Raw genomic sequence first — 16,023 nt, forward strand, 5'->3', positions numbered from 1 at the left:
CGCCTACTGCGCCTCGCCGGTGAGCGGGATGAGCACCAGCCTCGCCCCCGTCGGCGCCTACGTGCTGGCGGGCGAGCTCGCCGCGCACGACGACCACCGCGCCGCGTTCGCCGAGACCGAGGAGCGGATGCGGCCCCACGTCGACGCCGCCCAGGACCTGTCGCCCGGCGTGCCGTGGATCGCGCACCCGCGCGCCCGCCCCGGCGTGGCCGCCTGCAGACCGCGATCCGTGTCGTCGGGAGCACCCCGGCGCGGCGGGTGGGGACGGTGGTCGGTGCGGTGGCGGGGCTGTTCTCCGGCCCGTCGTCCGAGCTCGTCGACCTCTCCGGCTCCCCCTCCATCGCGGCTTCTACGGCTCTCTAGCGCTGCTGCTACACGGCGGTCGAGACCCGCAGAGCGCACGGCCGGCGCGCCGCACATGATGGGGCGTGCTCATCCACGACTCCCTGATCGACCTCGTCGGCGGCACCCCGCTCGTCCGGCTGTGCCGGCTCGCGGCCGGGCTCTCCGCGACCGTGCTGGTCAAGCCCGAGTACCTCAACCCGGGCGGCTCGGTGAAGGACCGCGCCGCCACGGCGATGGTGCTCGCGGCCGAGCGTGACGGGTCGCTGCGGCCCGGGGGCACGATCGTCGAGGCGTCGTCGGGGAACACCGGGATCGGGCTGGCGCAGGCTGCGGCCGTGCGCGGGTTCCGGATCGTCGTCGTCCTGCCCGAGACCGTCGCCGTCGAGAAGATGGACGTGCTGCGCGCCTACGGCGCCGAGGTGGTCACGACGCCGTCGAGCCTGCCCCGGGAGCACCCCGAGCACGTCAACCGGCTGGCGCAGCGGATCGCGCAGGAGACGCCCGGCGGCTGGTTCGCCGACCAGTACGACAACCCCGCCAACCCGGCCGTGCACCGCGCGACGACCGGACCGGAGATCTGGACGGCCACCGGCGGGCGCGTGACGCACCTCGTCGCCGGGATCGGCACCGGCGGCACGATTTCGGGCACCGGGCGCTACCTCAAGGAGCAGGGGCCGGTCGAGGTCGTGGGAGCCGACCCCGCCACCTCGGTCTACCACGGCGGCGACGGCAGCCCCTTCTTCGTCGAGGCCGCCGGCCACTACCGCCACACCGGCACGGTCACCGACGTCTGGCCGCTGTCCTACCACCGCGACGTCGTCGACCGCATCGAGGTGATCGGCGACCGGGAGTCGGTGCTGACCACCCGCCGCCTCGCCCGCGAGGAGGGAATGCTGGTGGGGGCGTCGTCCGGGCTGGCCGTCGCGGCGGCCCTGCGGGTGGCGCGCGGGCTCGGGCCCGAGCACGTCGTCGTCGCCGTGCTGCCCGACTCCGGCCGCACCTACCTGTCGAAGTACCACTCCGCCGACTGGCTGCGGCGCCTGGGCTTCCTCGACGACGACCGCCCCGGCCTGCTCGCCGACGCCACCGGCCCGGTGCACGTCGTCACCACCGCGACCCCGCTCGCCGAGGCCGCCGCGCTGGCCGCGGGCCCGGCGCGCGACCAGCCGCTGCTCCCCGTAGTGCTGCACGGCCGCGACCCCCGCTTCGCGACCGCCGTCTCCGAGATCCTGGGCGCGCTCGACCCGGCCGTCCTCGCCCGCCGGGACCCGGCGACGCCGGTGGGTGAGGTGATGTCCGGCCCGCCCGCCTCGGTGGGCACCGGCGACACGGCGGCCGAAGCCCTGGCCCGGCTCGACGCGGCGGGCGCCGACCACGCCGTCCTGCTGCGCGACGGCCGCCTGGCCGGCCTGGTGACCCGCGCGGAGCTGGTGGCGCGTGCGGGGTGAGCGGGTCGATCGGCTTCTCTAACGGGATCTAGGGTCTCGCCGAGATATGGGAATTGATGGCGAGTTCACAGCGATCAACCTGCTACGCCGATCCCCTCATCCGACGCGTTGCGGTTGCTCTCGCCGTGTCGCTGCGGAGCGCCAGGCTTCTCCTTGGCGCCGGACAGCGTCCCGTTGAAATCGCGGAACCACCACTTGTTGGCCGAGTCCCGGAACCGTGAAGCGCATCGGAGGTGCGTCTCGTCGAGCAGACCGTTCCAGTCCGGCTCGTAGTTCAACCTCGCCGCGATCGCCCGCAGCTCGGTCGTGCCCTGTCGCATCTCCCGGGTATCGAAGGCCGGACCGGCCACCGTGCGGTAGATGCGGAAGCGGTGATCAGGAGTGTCGATCCACACTGTCAGTTCGAAGATCGGCATACCGCTGCGGTTGATGTAGCGGATGAGCGGCAACTTGTCCTTGGTCCCGACACGGACCCAGATCGCGACGCCGGCGGCGTCGGCCTGGTCTTCCAGGCGCTGACGCTTCCTCGCGTCGTTCTTCAACATGGTCAACTGCTGGTACGCCGCCCATCCGGCGACCACCGCGGCGACCAGCGCGCCCACTGTGGCGATGGCGGAGATCCAATCAGGTACCGATCCGAGATCCATCGCCGCAGGGTTCCACGGGTGGCGCGTATGGCCCGGCGCCACGACCGAGCATGCGGTAAACAGTCATCGATCCAGGCCGAGCCGCTCGATCCGGGACGGGTGGACGCGGAAGACGAACGGCCCCGGCCGACGGCACGCTGCCACGATCGCGGGCAGGTTCTGCAGGACGCGGGCGACGTTCTCCGCCGCCGGGACGTTGCCGTTGAGGACGAACTCGCGGACCCCGCTGTCGAGCAGCGCGGCTCGTTCGGCGGGTCGGCGCCGCTTGCGGTGCTTGGAGTCGCAGCAGAGCACCGGCCAACCGCGCCGCGCCGCCTCCGGCAGCCAGACGTCATCGACCACGGTCTGGCTCTCCTCGACGCCGTAGTGCTCGAAGATCGTGACGACGGTCAGGCCAGCGGCCCGGAGCCCGTCGGGGAACGCCAGGCGCCCGAGGTCGCGGTCGGTGAAGAACGTGGGGGTGTCAGGCCGCCGCGGTGTGGACACGCAGCACGCTCAGCAGGTCGTCGCGGGGAACGCCGTACTCGGCGACCAGGCCGTCGATGTCGGTGCCGGCCTTGAACGCGGCGATGACCGTCTCGACCCGGACCGCACCGCGGGCGAAGATCGGGATCCCGTAGGACCGCCGAGGGTCGACGACCACGTCGGCCGTGCCGTATTTGCGGAGGTGGATGCGCTGGGCCCAGCCGTCCTCGGCGAAGTCGACACGGCGGAGGTAGCTGTCGACGACGTCGTTGAAGACGCGCTGCCCGTGCCGCACGACGACGAGGTCACGGGCACCGCGGGCCTCGGGGGTGTCGCCCTCCCGCTCGGCGAAGTCGTAGAGCAGTTCCGCGCCGTCGGTGTAGAGCGACCGCGAGGCCAGGACGTGCTCGATGCCCAGCTCACGCTGCAGGAGGTCGAGCGCCGGCCGGATCCGCTGCAGCGGGACGCCCGCGCCCCGGATGGCGGCCAGCGCGTGCGCCTCGGCGAGACCCACGAACGGCACCGACATGCCCGCGTCGCGAGGCAGCGTCGTGACGATCGCATCACCGGTGACCGGGCGGCGTCCCTCCGTGCGGTGCAGGTAGCCGTGCGCCCACGTCCGGAAGGTCGACACGGGCACGTCCAGGTACCGCGCCGCCTCCGTCACCGAGTACAGCGGTACGCGGAAGCGGTCGTCGGCGGGCACGGGAGGAGTCTGCCACCTCCCGATCCTCACCACGGCCCGTTTCGCGGAACGCTCAGGCCTCCACCCGCCGCACCAGCTCCCGCACCGTCGCGAGCGTCTCGACGGGGTGGTCGAGGTGCAGGTTGTGCCTCGCCCCCGGCCACGTCACGAGGGGGGCGTCGAGGGCGTCCGCGAGCCGGGTGTGAGCGGTGCGGATGGCGTCGGTCGCCCGGCGGTCGGCCGTGACCACCACCGCCGGCACCCGGGGCAGGTCCGACTCCCGCAACCCGGCCGAGAGCGCGGTGATGCCGCGGACCGAGCGGGCCAGCGTGCCGAAGTCGAGGTCCCCGATGCGCGCGTGGGCCGCGGCGCAGTCCGGACGCAGGTCCAGGCGACGGCGTTCGCGGGCGGACGAGGCGCGCAGGGCGGCGGACAGGGCCCGGCGCAGCAGTGGCACCCGGACGAGCTTCTCCACGACGGCCATCGAACGCTCGATGCGGGCGCAGGCGACGGGGTCGTCGATCGGCGTGGGGTCGAGCAGGACCAGGCCCGCGACCGCCTCCAGGTGGTCGCGCGCGAGCAGCATCGCCACGGCCCCGCCCAGGCTCTGCCCGACCACGACCGCCGGGCCGCAGCCCAGCCCGTCGACGACCGACGCCAGGTGCGCCGCGGCGCCGGCCAGCGACCCCTCCTCCGGCGACGCCCCGGTGCCCGGACGGTCGTGGAGGATCACCCGGCAGCCCGGGTCGGCCACGAGCCCCTCGGGCAGTCCGGGGAAGAAGCCGTCGCAGGCCTCGGCGCCGCCGGGCAGCAGCACCGGCGTCCCGGACCCGCCGAGGACGCGAACCCCGTCGACCACCACCGGTGCTCCCCCCGACCGTCTGCAGTGCAGATCCTACGAGGCCCGGAACTGCCGCAGCTCGCGCTTGAGGATCTTGCCCGTGGCGTTCTTGGGCAGCTCCGCCACGAACACGACCTCGCGCGGCTTCTTGAACGAGGCGAGGCGGTCGCGGCAGTGCGCGATCAGCTCGTCGGCGGTCGGCTCGCCGACGGCGACGACGAACGCCCGGATCGACTCCCCCCACTCCGGGTCGGGGACGCCGACCACCGCCGCCTCGCGGACGCCGGGGTGGGTCAGCAGGACCTCCTCGACCTCGCGGGGGTAGACGTTCGACCCGCCCGTGATGATCACGTCCTTGGCCCGGTCGGTGAGGTGCAGGTAGCCCGCGTCCAGGTGGCCGATGTCGCCGGTGCGCAGCCACCCGTCGGACAGCGCGGCCGCGGTGGCGGCGGGGTCGTCCCAGTAGCCGCGCATGACGACGTCGCCGCGCACGAGCACCTCGCCGTCGGCGCCCTCGGGCAGGAGCTCGCCCTCCGCGTCGACGATGCGGACCTCGACGCCGTGGAAGGGCCGGCCGCAGGACCCGGGACGGGTGAGCGCCTCGTCCGCGGGCATGACGGTGATCGTCATCGGGGCCTCGCCCTGCCCGTACATCTGGGTCACGACCGGCCCGAGCACGTCGACGGCGGCGCGCAGGTCCTCCTGGTAGAGCGCCGCCCCGCCGACGACGACGCTGCGCAGCGTCGGCAGCGGCCGGTCGCGGGCCTCGTCGACCACGCGCCGGAGCATCGTCGGGGCGAGGAACGCGGCGTGGGTGACGCCGTGCTCCTCGACGAGCGCGACGAAGCCGGCGGGCGAGAAGCTCGTGCCGGGGGCGATGACCTGCGTCGCGCCCCGCGCCGTCGACGGCAGCAGGTACATCCCGCTGCCGTGCGTCAGCGGGGCGGCGTGCAGGAACGTGCTCCCGTCGGCGACCGGGTCGAGGTCGACGAGGTAGGCCTGCGCCATCGCGGCGAGGTTGCGGTGGGTGAGCGTGGCGCCCTTGGGACGGCCGGTGGTGCCGGAGGTGTAGAAGAGCCAGGCCGGGTCGTCGTCACCGGTGTCGGCCGCGGGGGCGGGCTCGGCGGCCAGGACGTCCTCGTGGCTCACAGCCGTGTCGGATCCGGCGGTGTCACCGACCCGCACCACCCGCACACCGTCGGGGAGGTCGCGGACCACCGCCGCCGTCTCCTCGCTGACGACGACGGCCGACGCGCCGCTGTGCCGCACGATGTAGCCGACCTCGTCGGGGTGCAGGTGCCAGTTGACCGGCACGGCGACGAACCCGCCGTGGAACGCGGCCCACATCGCCTCGACGAGCTCGGGCCGGTTGGGCATGACCAGCACGATGCGGTCGCCGCGCCGCAGGCCCAGCCCGGCGTAGCCGGCGGCGAGCCGGCCGACCCGCTCGCCCAGGGCCCGGTAGGTCAGCGTGCGGTCGCCCTGGACGAGCGCGGGCCGGTCGGCGGCCCGCGCGATCCCGTCGGCGAGCAGGGCGGCGATGTTCACGGGGTCCTCCAGCGACGGGGTCTCCAGCGACGGGTGTGCCGCGCGCGGAGCGCGACCGCGGGGGGACGGTCGCGCTCCGCGCGCGGGTACTGCGAGGGTGGCTAGCTCGCGTCGACCTTCGGCATGATGTCGTTCTTGATCCGCTTCAGGTCGTCCAGCGTCTTGGACACCGGCACGTCCGCGAACGGCGGCCAGATCAACGGCATGTCCAGACCGGCCTCCTTGTAGGCCTTGAGCCGGTCGGTGATCTGCCCCTGCGAACCCACCATCAGGTTCGTCACCTTCCCCGCCGGGGACTGGTCCACGTCCTCATCGGTGATCACCGTCCACAACATCGTGCAGATGTCGAGATCATCCACCGACCGCGAGGTGTCCAGCTCGTCGAGCTCACGCTGGATCTCGGTGCGCCAGCGCCCGATGTCCTCCGGGGAGTCCTGGATCCCGATCCACCCCGACAGGTCGTACTTCGCGATCCGCATCGCCGACCGCTTCGGATCCTTCAACCCGGAGAAATAGATCGGCGGCCCCGGCTGCTGCACCGGCTTGGCCCCGAACCCACACGACTCGAAGTCGGCGAACTCCCCGTGGTACTCGAACAGCTCGTTGGACCAGATCCCCTGCATGATCTCGATCGTCTCGCGCACGTGCTTGTGCCGCTTGGGGAAGATGTGCGCCGCACTCGCCGCCGCGAACTCCTCGGGCATCCACCCCGACCCCACACCCACGTTCAACCGACCGTGGGACAGGTGGTCGATCGTGGCCAGCTCCGCGGCCAGCACACCCGGCGACCGGTACGGCGTGTCGATGATGCTCATGCCGATCCGGACCTTCGTGGTCTTCGCGGCCAGCCACGGGATCAGCGGCATCCCCTGCAACCACTCACCCCGCGCCGACACCGGCAGGGCCTTGGGCAGGCCCTCCATCATCCCGAACGAGTACTGCAGCTCCTGACGGTCCGAGGCCTCCGGGACCACGATCCGGTCCAGCGTCCAGACCGAGTCGAAGTCCAGGTCCTCGGCCAGCTCGGTGAGGTCCTCCAACTCCTTCACGGTCACCTTGTCACGGAAGTTGGGCAGGTAGAGAGCGAGCTTCATGTCCGTCACGCCGCGGTGATCCCGCCGTCGATCACGAGCTCGGAGCCCGTGACCCACGGCGACTCGTCGGAGGCGAGGTAGAGCACGCCCCAGGCGATGTCCATCGGCTCGCCGGGGCGGCCGAGCGGGTGGACCTGCGAGAGTGCGTCGAAGAACGCGTCGCGGTCACCGATGTTGTCGCCGAGGTGCTGCACCATCGGGGTCCAGGTGTAGCTGGGGTGCACCGAGTTGATGCGGATGCCGTAGCCCTGCTTGGCGACGTGCAGCGCCGCCGACTTCGTGAACAGGCGCACCGCGCCCTTCGACGCGTTGTACGCGGCGAGGTTGTCGATGCCGACGAGGCCGGCGATCGAGGAGATGTTGACGATCGAGCCGCCCCGCGGGTCCTGGGACTTCATGACGCGGATCGCCTCGCGGGTGCCGAGGAAGACGGCCTCGCTGTTGATGGCGTTGACGTGGCGCCAGCCCTCGAGGGTGGTGTCCTCGACGTTGGCGTCGAGCACGATGCCGGCGTTGTTCACGACGATGTCGAGGCGGCCGTGCTCGGCGACGATGGCGCCGGTGATCTCGGCCCAGGCGCCCTCGTCGGTGACGTCCTGGTGGACGTAGCTCGCCTTGCCGCCGTTCGCGGTGATGTCCTTGGCGAGCGTCTCGCCCTCGGAGTCGAGGACGTCGGTGAGGACGACCGTCGCGCCCTCCTGGGCCATCAGGCGGCCCGTGGCCTCGCCCAGCCCGCGTGCGCCGCCGGTGATCAGGGCGACCTTGCCCTCAACTCGTCCCACTGAAGTCCTCCGTTGATCTGGTGAGCGTGTGGTGTGCGCCACGCTAGGAGCGGGTACGGGGGCCGAGAAGCGCTCGCGGCACCACCCGTGACTGGTGCATCCGCACCATCTCCCGGGCCCGTCCGAGCCCCTACCGTGCTGCGGGGAGGTGGCGAGGATGGACGTGATCGCGGTCGACGACGACGACGCGGGCCTGGAGCTGCTGCGGATGGTCCTCGAGTCCGCCGGGCACCGGGTGCGCACGAGCGCGGACGTCGCGGGCGGCCTGCGCCTGATCGCCGAGGGGCCGGTGCCCGCGGCGGTGGTCACCGACCTCCTCATGGGCGTCGACCGCGACGGCGGCTACCGGCTGATCAGCCGGATCCGCGCCGACCCCGCGCACGACGCCGTCGCCGTCGTCGCGCTGACCGGCGTGACCAGCGCCGACGACCTGGTGCGCGCCCGGGCCGCCGGTGCCGACGCGTGCCTGCCCAAGCCGATCGACGTCGCGGAGTTCCTGGCCGTGCTGCTGCGCGTCAGCTCGGAGCGGGTGCGGGCAGCTGCCGGCTGATCGCCGCGAGCACCTCGTCGATCACCAGAGGCTTGCCGAGGACCGGCACGGCCTCCATCCCGGGCGGCGCGGTCCGCCCCCCGGCCGTGACGACGACCGCGGGCGGCACCCCGTGGTCGCGGTCGGCCAGCTCGCGCACGAGGTCCCAGCCGTTGCCGTCGGGCAGCTCGACGTCGATCACGAGCAGGTCGACCGGGTGCTCCCCGAGCAGCGACCGCGCCTCCGCGCACGTCCGGGCCAGCCCCAGCGACACCGCGGGCCACCGCGACAGCGCCGACGCGAGCAGCTGGCGGCTCGCCCCGTCGTCCTCCAGGTAGAGCACCCGCCCCCGCGGCGCGTGCGCCGGGACCGGGTCCACCGGCCCGGCGCTCCCGTCCCGCTCGGGCGGGCACGCGGCCAACTCGACGCGGAAGGTGCTGCCGGAGCCGACGACGCTCTCCACCGCCAGCCGCCCGCCCATCGCCGCGGTGAGCCGCTGCGACAGCGCGAGACCCAGGCCCGAACCCTCCGCGCCGGTGTCGCTGGCGCGGTGGAACGGGGTGAAGAGCCGGTCGAGGTGGTCGGGCCCGATGCCCGGGCCGGTGTCGGTCACCCGCACCGCCCCCCGCTCGACGCCGACGGTCACCCGGCCACCGGGCGGCGTGAACTTGATGGCGTTGCCCAGCAGGTTGAGCAGCACCTGCAGGAGCCGCTGCCGGTCGGCCCGGACCCAGTGCGCCGCCCCGCCGTCCGGGGCGTCGAGCTCGACGCCGCGCTCCACGGCCAGCCCGGCGACGATCTCCAGCGCCTCCCCCACGACCCCGGACAGCGCGACGGGCTCGGCGGCGAGCCGCAGCTGACCGGTCTCCGCGCCCGTCAGGTCGATCAGGTCGTTGATCAGCCGGAGCAGGTGGCGCCCGGCGCCGAGGATGTGCCCGACGCCGTCGCGCTGCTGCTGCTCGGTCAGCGCGGCCGCGCCGAGCAGCTGCGCGAACCCGATCACGGCGTTGAGCGGGGTGCGCAGCTCGTGGCTGACCAGCGCGAGCAGGTCGCTCTTCGCGTGGTTGGCGGCCTCCGCGACGGCCCGCTCGCGGCGGGCCTGCGCCACGCGCCTGCGCTCGGTCAGGTCGAACAGCTCCAGGCAGAACAGCCGCGGTTCGCCGTCGTGGCCGCGCACGAGCGAGCCGCCCAGCGCCGCCCACAGCGGCTCCTCGCGGCCGGTGACCCAGAGCCGGACCTCGGCCGGGGGCAGCCGGTCGGTGACGGCGGCGGACCCGGTGCCGCCCGCGGGGTCGAGCGCGTCGGCCATCGCGTCCTCGATCGCGCGCGCGTCGTCGGCGTCGACGACGTCGACCAGTCGCAGGCCGGTGACCCGCCGCCCGGCCATGGCCGTGAGTGCGGCGTTCGCCTGCTGGATGCGACCGCCCGGGTCGACCAGCGCGATCCCCAGACCCGCGGTCTCGAACGTGCTGCGGAAGCGCGCCTCGCTCTCGACGAGCTGCTCGTGCAGCTCCGCGGTGCCGATGGCCACGGCGGCGACGTGGGTGAGCCGCTGCACGAGCTCCGTGGCCGCGGCGTCGGGCGTCCAGCTGGTGGCGTGGTAGACCGCGAACGTGCCCAGGACGATCCCGCGGTCGACGTCCAGGATCGGCGTCGACCAGCACGAGCGGAGCCCGTGGCGCAGGGCGACCGTGCGGTAGTCGGCCCACCGCACGTCGGTGCCGATGTCGGCGGCGATCACCTCGCTGCGCGTGAAGGCCGCCGTGCCGCAGGAGCCCGCGAACGGGCCGATCCGCACGCCGTCGATCTCCGCGCGGTAGGGCTCGGGGAGGCGCTCACCGGCGCCGTGCAGCAGCGTGCCGGCGGCCTGGTCGAGCAGCAGGATCGAGCAGACGCTGCCCGGCAGGCGCTGCTCCATCGCCGTGACCAGCGCGTCGAGGCTGTGGGCGAGCGGGTCGCGGCGCGCGATGCCCTCGAGGATCCGCACGACCGACCAGTCGGCCTCCCCGACCGGGGGGACGAGTGGCGCCCCCGCCGGCACCGGGCCGGGCGGGGCGACGGGCAGCCGCAGCCGGACCCGGGCGCCGGAGCCTGCCGGGTCGGGCTCCACGGTCAGGCCGCCGCCGTGGTCGACGGCGAACTCCGCGGCCTCGGTCAGGCCGAGCCCGTCGCCGGGGACCTCCCAGCCGGTCGCGAACGGGCGCAGCGCGGCGCCGGCGTCCCAGCCCGCAGGGAGGCCGTGGCCGTCGTCGGTGACCACGACCTCCACGGCGTCGGACCCGTCGCGGCGCACCCGGACCTCGATCGACGCGCTGCCCGCCCGCCGGGCGTTCGCCAGCACGCTGGTTATCGCCCGGGCGAACCGCACGCGGTCGACCAGCACGTGCGCGCCCGTGGCACCGTCCACCCGGACCGTCGGGACGACGTCGCCCGACCGCGCGACCCGGCACAGCGAGCGCACCACCGCGGCGAGGTCGAGTGGCTCCAGCGGCCCGCTGCCCGACCGCGCCGCCCGCCCGGCGCGCCACGCGAGCTCGGCCCCCTGGCCGGCGAGCGACTGCAGCTGCCGCGACCGGGCGGGCGCCTCGGCGGCGAGCAGCTGGGCGGCCATCGCGACGGCGGAGGCGTTGCCCGCGATCTCGTGGGCGGCCCGGCGCGTCTCCTCGCGCTGCACCGCGGCCCGCCCCGCGAGCACCCGGGCGGCGGAGCACGCGGCCGCCAGGAGCTCGGGCGAGGGCTCCTCCCCGTCGACGCAGGGCAGGACGACGTCGGCCCCGGCGAGCTGCGCCGCGACCGCCTCCTCCGGGCAGCTCGACCGGGCCAGCGCGACGATGGCACGATCAGGCGACGATCGGCGCAGCGATGCGACCTCGGCGGCGCGGACGACCCGGACCCCGTGCGGACCGACGTCGACGGCGCCGTCGGGCCGGAGGACCTCATGCATGGCGTTCCACCTCGTCGCGGGAACCTCGGCGCACCGGAGCCGGGCGTGACCGTGCCGGCGGCCGTCGCGGGGACCGTAACACCGCGACCCGCACCCACCGTCCTGCTCGTGGACGATCACCAGATCTTCGGTGAGCTGCTCGGGGAGGCGCTCGCGGCGAACGGGATGGACGTCGTCGGGCTGTGCGGCACGGTCGCCGACGCCCTCGACGCGATCGCGGTGGCGGCGCCCGACGTCGTCGTCCTCGACCACAACCTGCCCTCGGGCACCGGCGCCGGCGGGGTCGCGGCGGTGAAGCGGCTCGCGCCGCGCACGAGGGTGCTCATGCTGACCGCCGCCGAGCAGCGCAGCGTCCTGCAGGAGGCGATGGACGCCGGCTGCGACGGCTTCGTGACCAAGCGGCACAGCGTGGCCACGGTGATCGCCGCGGTCGAGGCCGTGCTGCGCGGCGAGACCCCGATCTCGCCCGACGTCGCCGGCGGTCTCGTCGGCCGCCGCCCGGTGGCGGTCGGCGGCGACCTGACGCGCCGCGAGGCCGACGTCCTGCGCCTCATCGGCGCCGGCCTGGCCAACCAGGACATCGCCGACGAGCTGCGGATCAGCGTCAACACCGTCCGCAACCACGTGCAGCGGGTGCTCACCAAGCTCGACGCCCACTCGAAGCTCGAGGCGGTCGCGATTGCGGCTCGCAACGGCCTGATCGGGTCCGACCGGGAACGCCCCGACCGCTCCCCGTGAGCGCTCAGGCCCGGACGACCAGTCGCAGGCGCGCGGCCCGGCTCGCGGCCTCGGCCCGGTTGCGGGCCCCGGTCTTCCGCAGGATGTGCTCGACGTGCGTGGCCACGGTCCGCGCGCTGATCCCGCAGCGCCGCCCGATCGCGATGTTGCCGTGCCCCTCCGCGACCAGGGCCAGGACGTGCAGCTCGCGGACGGTGAGCCCGTCGGGCGGCGGGACCTCCCGGTGCAGGACGACCGTCCCGTCGCCGCTGCGGGCCGTGTCGAGGGCGATCACCGCGGTGCCGAGGACGAGGTGGGTGGTGCCGTCGGGCAGGGCGCCGGTCGGCGGCAGCGCGGCCACGAGCTCGGGCCGCGCCCCCGGGGAGAGCGGTCGCGTCCTGCCGTCGGCGGCGAGCAGGAAGCCCTCGACGCCGCCGTGGATGTCCCGGTCGACTCCGCCGTCGGCGAGGCGCGCGGTCAGCGGCGACGGCGTGGGCACGGGGTCGATCGCCGCGGCCAGGTCCGGCGACACCAGGTCGAGCAGGTGCACGACGTCGTCGTCGAGGGTGCCGGCGTCCTGGGAGTTGGCGTTGACCATGCCGATGTAGCGGCCGTCGGAGGCGTACAGGCACTGCGTCACGCCCTCGCGGAACCCCGCCGGGTCGATCACGCGGTCGAACACGGCGCCGTGGCGCTCGCCGGCGGTCAGGTCGCGGATCCGCACCGGCTCGCGCCGCCGCAGGGGCAGCTGGAACAGCGGGTCGCGGTGCCACTCGTCGTCGAAGAAGGACGTGTCCGTGCCGGGGTAGGAGGTGGCGAGCGTGCGGTGCCGCCGCGCCGCGGGATCCCAGGCCGACACGGCGAGGCAGTCGGTGGGCACGATGAGCTGCAGCGCCTCCACCACGACCGCCGCGGAGCCCGCCGTCCGGCTGCCGTGGCGCCGCAGGAACGCGCGCAGGTCGCGCGCCGCCCGCAGCTGGCTCATGCCCTGCGACGCTAGCCCCGCGGGCGCGCCGGTGGTAGCGGTCGATCGGCGCATCCGTCATTCCACCGATGCCGACGCCGCCGACCGCTCCTAGCGTCCCGTCCCCCACGAGGTGGAGGCCGCGGTGCCGGCCTCACGAGCGCAGGAGGTCCCATGTCCGACGAGCTGAGCTGGCGGTCCGCGACGGAGCTGGCGGCGCAGGTGCGCAGCGGTGCGCTGTCGCCGACCGAGATCGCCGCCGCCGTCCTCGACCGCGTCGAGCGGGTCAACCCCGACCTCAACGCGATCATCCACATCGACCGGGACCAGGTCGTGCGCGACGCCGCCGAGCTGACCGCCGCCGTCGCCCGCGGCGACGAGCTCGGCCCGCTGCACGGCGTCCCGTACACGATCAAGGACCTGACGAACGTCGCCGGGCTGCCGACCACGTTCGGCATGGTGCCGCTCAAGGACAACACCGCCACCGAGGACGCTGTGCTCGTGCGGCGGATGCGCGAGGCGGGCGGGCTGTTCCTCGGCAAGACCAACACCCCCGAGAGCGGCTACTACGGCGGCACCGACAACCACCTGTTCGGGCCCACCCACAACCCGTGGAAGCACGGCCACAGCGCGGGCGGCTCCAGCGGCGGTGCCGCCGCGGCGGTCGCGGCCGGCCTGGGCCCGCTCGCCGAGGGCAGCGACGGCGCCGGGTCGGTGCGCATCCCGGCGTCGCTGTGCGGGGTGGTCGGGCTCAAGCCGACCACCGGCGTCGTCCCGCAGACGATCCTCGCCGGCCGGTACTACAACTGGGCATACCACGGCCCGATCACCCGGACCGTCACCGACAACGCGTTGATGCTCGACGTCGTCGCCGGTCCCGACCACGCCGACCCGCTGTCGATCCCGCGCGTCGAGCAGTCCTACGTCGCCGCGATCGCCGGCGGCATCACGGGCCTGCGCGTGGCGTTCTCCCCCGACCTCGGCCTGGGCTGCCACGTCGACCCGGAGGTCCTGGCCGTGTGCCGGGAGGTCCTCCCGGTCCTCGAGGGGCTCGGTGCCGCCGTCACCGACGCCACCCCGGGCTGGGGCGCGGCGTCCGAGGCGATGTGGAACGGCATCTGGGTGCCCGGCTTCGCCTCCGAGCACGACCTGCTCGACTGGGAGTCGCTGCACGGGCAGGTCGACGACAACCTCATCGCGCTCATCCGCGAGGGCGAGCAGCTGACCGGTGTCGACGTCGGGCGCGCCGACGTCTTCCGCGGCGCGATGTGGGACACCTGGACCCGCTTCATGGACGACTACGACGTCCTCGTCTCGCCGACGCTGTGCAGCGCCACGATCCCGCTCGACCGGTTCGCCCCCGAGTGGCTCGACGGGGCGTCGCTGCGCGAGCAGCTGCTCGACTGGCTGCTCACCTACCCCTACAACATGCTCAACAACCCGGCGATCACGATCCCGGCCGGGTTCACCGCCGACGGACGGCCGGTCGGGCTGCAGATCGCCGCCCGCCACCACCGGGACGCCCTCCTGCTGCGCGTCGCGTCCAACGTCGAGCAGGCCCGCCCCTGGGCCGACCGCCGGCCCGGCCTCTGAGCTTCCGACGGGGACCTGATCACGCTCGCCGGGGTCGGTTCACCGTCACTCCGACGGGTGAGAGTCGCGTGTCGGAGAGACGTTCGCGTCGCCCACTGCGATAGCCGAGCTGTAGGTCCTCGACGAAGGCCGGTGAGCGCGATGAGCGGTGTGACGGCCCGTCCGCCGCGCCCGCCCGCGCCCGCCGCCCCGTCCCGGACGTTCGAGGCGGCGTGCCGGAGGGTCGTCGACCACCTGCGCCGGCACGCCCCGCTCGCGTTCTGGTCGGTGAGCCGCCACGTCGACGACCAGCAGGTGCACCTCCACGTGCACGACGAGTTCTACGGGATGTCGTCGGGCCACGCCCAGCCGTGGTCGGAGTCGTTCTGCCGCCACGTCGTCGACGTGGCGGCGCCGTGCATCGCCCCGGACGTGCGGGAGGTGCCGGAGTTCGCCGGAACCGCGGGGATCGGGGCCTAGGTCGGGGTCGCCGAGCTCGGCCCCAGGGGGTCGACGGGCGGCGTCGACAACGTGATCGCCCGCGCCGACACCGCGATGTACCAGGCCAAGCGCGCCGGCAAGGGACGCTACGTCGTCTTCGACCCGTCGATGGCGCTGCCCGCCTCGGTCGACCTGGCGTTCGGCGAGCCGCTGCGGCACGCGATCACCACCGGGGCGGTCCAGGCCGCGTACCAGCCGATCGTCACGCTGCCCGACCGCGCCGTCGTCGGGTTCGAGGCCCTGGCCCGCTGGCCGTACGGGGACGACCTCGTCCGGCCCGGCCTGTTCATCCCGGTGGCCGCGCGGCTGGGCCTGCTCCCCGCGCTCACCGACCACATGCTCGACACCGCCGTCCGCCGGCTCGCGCTGTGGAACGCCCAGCTCGGGCACGAGGAGCTGCGCGTCGGGATCAACGTCTCGCCGCTGTGGGCGACCACGACTTCCCCGACCGGGTGGCGGAGGGCCTGCGCCGCCACGGGATCCACCCCGGCCAGCTGACCCTGGAGATCACCGAGGAGGCGCTGCTCCACGACCTCCCCACCGCGACCGCGGTCGCCGGACGACTCGACGACCTCGGGGTCCTGCTCGCGCTCGACGACTTCGGCACCGGGTACTCGTCGCTGCTGCACCTGCGGCAGATCCCGCTGCGGGCCATGAAGGTCGACCGGGGGTTCCTGCGCGACATCGACACCGACGTCGACACCGCCCTGTTCGTGAAGGCGCTGCTGACGTTCGGCGCCGACCTGGGTATCGCGGTCGTGGTGGAGGGCGTCGAGCGCGAGTCGCAGGCCGAGGTGCTCGCGGGCCTCGGCTGCACCCTGGCCCAGGGCCACCTCTTCGGACCCCCCGCGCCCGCGGAGTCCTGGGACCTCGGGTGCCCGTAGCGACGCCCCGTCGGACGGTGTGTGAGCACGGTCGTGCCACAGGCCATCCCGGCCCGA

14 protein-coding genes and 1 pseudogene are annotated in these 16,023 nt (G+C 74.2%); 6 read left to right on the forward strand and 9 right to left on the reverse strand.

Annotated features, from left to right (window positions below; translation table 11 throughout):
• The first annotated feature begins 428 nt into the window (after positions 1-428).
• Complete coding sequence (locus tag I4I82_RS15485) at positions 429-1,793, forward strand: pyridoxal-phosphate dependent enzyme (RefSeq protein WP_218595812.1); 1,365 nt, start codon at positions 429-431, stop codon at positions 1,791-1,793.
• A gap of 74 nt (positions 1,794-1,867) precedes the next feature.
• Here the strand turns inward: I4I82_RS15485 and I4I82_RS15490 are convergent, their stop codons facing one another.
• The 7 genes from I4I82_RS15490 to I4I82_RS15520 form a co-directional block, all read right to left on the reverse strand.
• Positions 1,868-2,440, reverse strand: a complete 573-nt coding sequence (locus tag I4I82_RS15490; protein ID WP_218595813.1) for a hypothetical protein — start codon at positions 2,438-2,440, stop codon at positions 1,868-1,870.
• A 63-nt stretch (positions 2,441-2,503) separates the two neighbouring features.
• Positions 2,504-2,926, reverse strand: a complete 423-nt coding sequence (locus tag I4I82_RS15495) for a PIN-like domain-containing protein (RefSeq protein WP_218595814.1) — start codon at positions 2,924-2,926, stop codon at positions 2,504-2,506.
• On the reverse strand, positions 2,904-3,611 hold the full coding sequence (locus tag I4I82_RS15500; protein ID WP_218595815.1) for a DUF433 domain-containing protein: 708 nt from the start codon (positions 3,609-3,611) through the stop codon (positions 2,904-2,906). Before I4I82_RS15500 ends, I4I82_RS15495 begins: the two co-directional genes overlap by 23 nt.
• A gap of 52 nt (positions 3,612-3,663) precedes the next feature.
• Positions 3,664-4,452 carry an alpha/beta fold hydrolase gene (locus tag I4I82_RS15505; RefSeq protein ID WP_218595816.1) on the reverse strand — a complete coding sequence of 263 codons (789 nt, stop codon included), beginning with the start codon at positions 4,450-4,452 and terminating at the stop codon, positions 3,664-3,666.
• A 33-nt stretch (positions 4,453-4,485) separates the two neighbouring features.
• On the reverse strand, positions 4,486-5,979 hold the full coding sequence (locus I4I82_RS15510) for a class I adenylate-forming enzyme family protein (protein ID WP_218595817.1): 1,494 nt from the start codon (positions 5,977-5,979) through the stop codon (positions 4,486-4,488).
• A gap of 101 nt (positions 5,980-6,080) precedes the next feature.
• Positions 6,081-7,073, reverse strand: a complete 993-nt coding sequence (locus I4I82_RS15515; protein WP_218595818.1) for an LLM class flavin-dependent oxidoreductase — start codon at positions 7,071-7,073, stop codon at positions 6,081-6,083.
• Positions 7,074-7,078: 5 nt separating this feature from the next.
• Positions 7,079-7,855, reverse strand: coding sequence for a glucose 1-dehydrogenase (locus I4I82_RS15520; RefSeq protein WP_218591702.1), 777 nt, complete (start codon positions 7,853-7,855; stop codon positions 7,079-7,081).
• Positions 7,856-8,012: 157 nt separating this feature from the next.
• On the opposite strand from I4I82_RS15520, the gene I4I82_RS15525 reads away from it, so the two are divergent.
• Positions 8,013-8,405: a response regulator gene (locus I4I82_RS15525; protein WP_218591701.1), complete on the forward strand. Its 393-nt coding sequence runs from the start codon at positions 8,013-8,015 to the stop codon at positions 8,403-8,405.
• Here I4I82_RS15525 and I4I82_RS15530 read toward each other — a convergent pair.
• Complete coding sequence (locus tag I4I82_RS15530) at positions 8,371-11,328, reverse strand: ATP-binding protein (protein WP_218591700.1); 2,958 nt, start codon at positions 11,326-11,328, stop codon at positions 8,371-8,373. The two genes, I4I82_RS15525 and I4I82_RS15530, sit on opposite strands and share 35 nt — an antisense overlap.
• Before the next feature lie 108 nt (positions 11,329-11,436).
• Here I4I82_RS15530 and I4I82_RS15535 point away from each other — a divergent pair, with 108 nt between their 5' ends.
• The gene (locus I4I82_RS15535; RefSeq protein ID WP_218591699.1) at positions 11,437-12,066 is read left to right on the forward strand and encodes a response regulator; all 630 of its coding nucleotides are present in this window, start codon (positions 11,437-11,439) and stop codon (positions 12,064-12,066) included.
• Positions 12,067-12,070: 4 nt separating this feature from the next.
• Here I4I82_RS15535 and I4I82_RS15540 read toward each other — a convergent pair whose 3' ends face one another.
• On the reverse strand, positions 12,071-13,030 hold the full coding sequence (locus I4I82_RS15540) for a helix-turn-helix transcriptional regulator (protein ID WP_218591698.1): 960 nt from the start codon (positions 13,028-13,030) through the stop codon (positions 12,071-12,073).
• A 153-nt stretch (positions 13,031-13,183) separates the two neighbouring features.
• Between I4I82_RS15540 and I4I82_RS15545 the strand changes: the two genes are divergently transcribed.
• The 3 genes and pseudogenes from I4I82_RS15545 (at position 13,184) to I4I82_RS15555 (ending at position 15,966) form a co-directional block, all read left to right on the forward strand.
• Positions 13,184-14,602, forward strand: coding sequence for an amidase (locus tag I4I82_RS15545; RefSeq protein WP_218591697.1), 1,419 nt, complete (start codon positions 13,184-13,186; stop codon positions 14,600-14,602).
• Positions 14,603-14,743: 141 nt separating this feature from the next.
• Positions 14,744-15,061: a GAF domain-containing protein gene (locus I4I82_RS15550; RefSeq protein ID WP_218591696.1), complete on the forward strand. Its 318-nt coding sequence runs from the start codon at positions 14,744-14,746 to the stop codon at positions 15,059-15,061.
• Positions 15,062-15,190: 129 nt separating this feature from the next.
• A pseudogene (locus tag I4I82_RS15555) lies at positions 15,191-15,966 on the forward strand (EAL domain-containing protein).
• Positions 15,967-16,023: the final 57 nt, after the last annotated feature.

The organism is Pseudonocardia oceani, assembly GCF_019263585.2.
Classification (GTDB): domain Bacteria; phylum Actinomycetota; class Actinomycetes; order Mycobacteriales; family Pseudonocardiaceae; genus Pseudonocardia; species Pseudonocardia oceani.

Excerpts from the sequence above, each read along its gene's own strand:
- I4I82_RS15490 (WP_218595813.1), bottom strand. The coding sequence starts at position 2,440 with ATGGATCTCGGATCGGTACCTGATTGGATCTCCGCCATCGCCACAGTG.
- I4I82_RS15515 (WP_218595818.1), bottom strand. The coding sequence starts at position 7,073 with ATGAAGCTCGCTCTCTACCTGCCCAACTTCCGTGACAAGGTGACCGTG.
- I4I82_RS15525 (WP_218591701.1), top strand. The coding sequence starts at position 8,013 with ATGGACGTGATCGCGGTCGACGACGACGACGCGGGCCTGGAGCTGCTG.
- I4I82_RS15530 (WP_218591700.1), bottom strand. The coding sequence starts at position 11,328 with ATGCATGAGGTCCTCCGGCCCGACGGCGCCGTCGACGTCGGTCCGCAC.
- I4I82_RS15540 (WP_218591698.1), bottom strand. The coding sequence starts at position 13,030 with ATGAGCCAGCTGCGGGCGGCGCGCGACCTGCGCGCGTTCCTGCGGCGC.
- I4I82_RS15545 (WP_218591697.1), top strand. The coding sequence starts at position 13,184 with ATGTCCGACGAGCTGAGCTGGCGGTCCGCGACGGAGCTGGCGGCGCAG.
- I4I82_RS15550 (WP_218591696.1), top strand. The coding sequence starts at position 14,744 with ATGAGCGGTGTGACGGCCCGTCCGCCGCGCCCGCCCGCGCCCGCCGCC.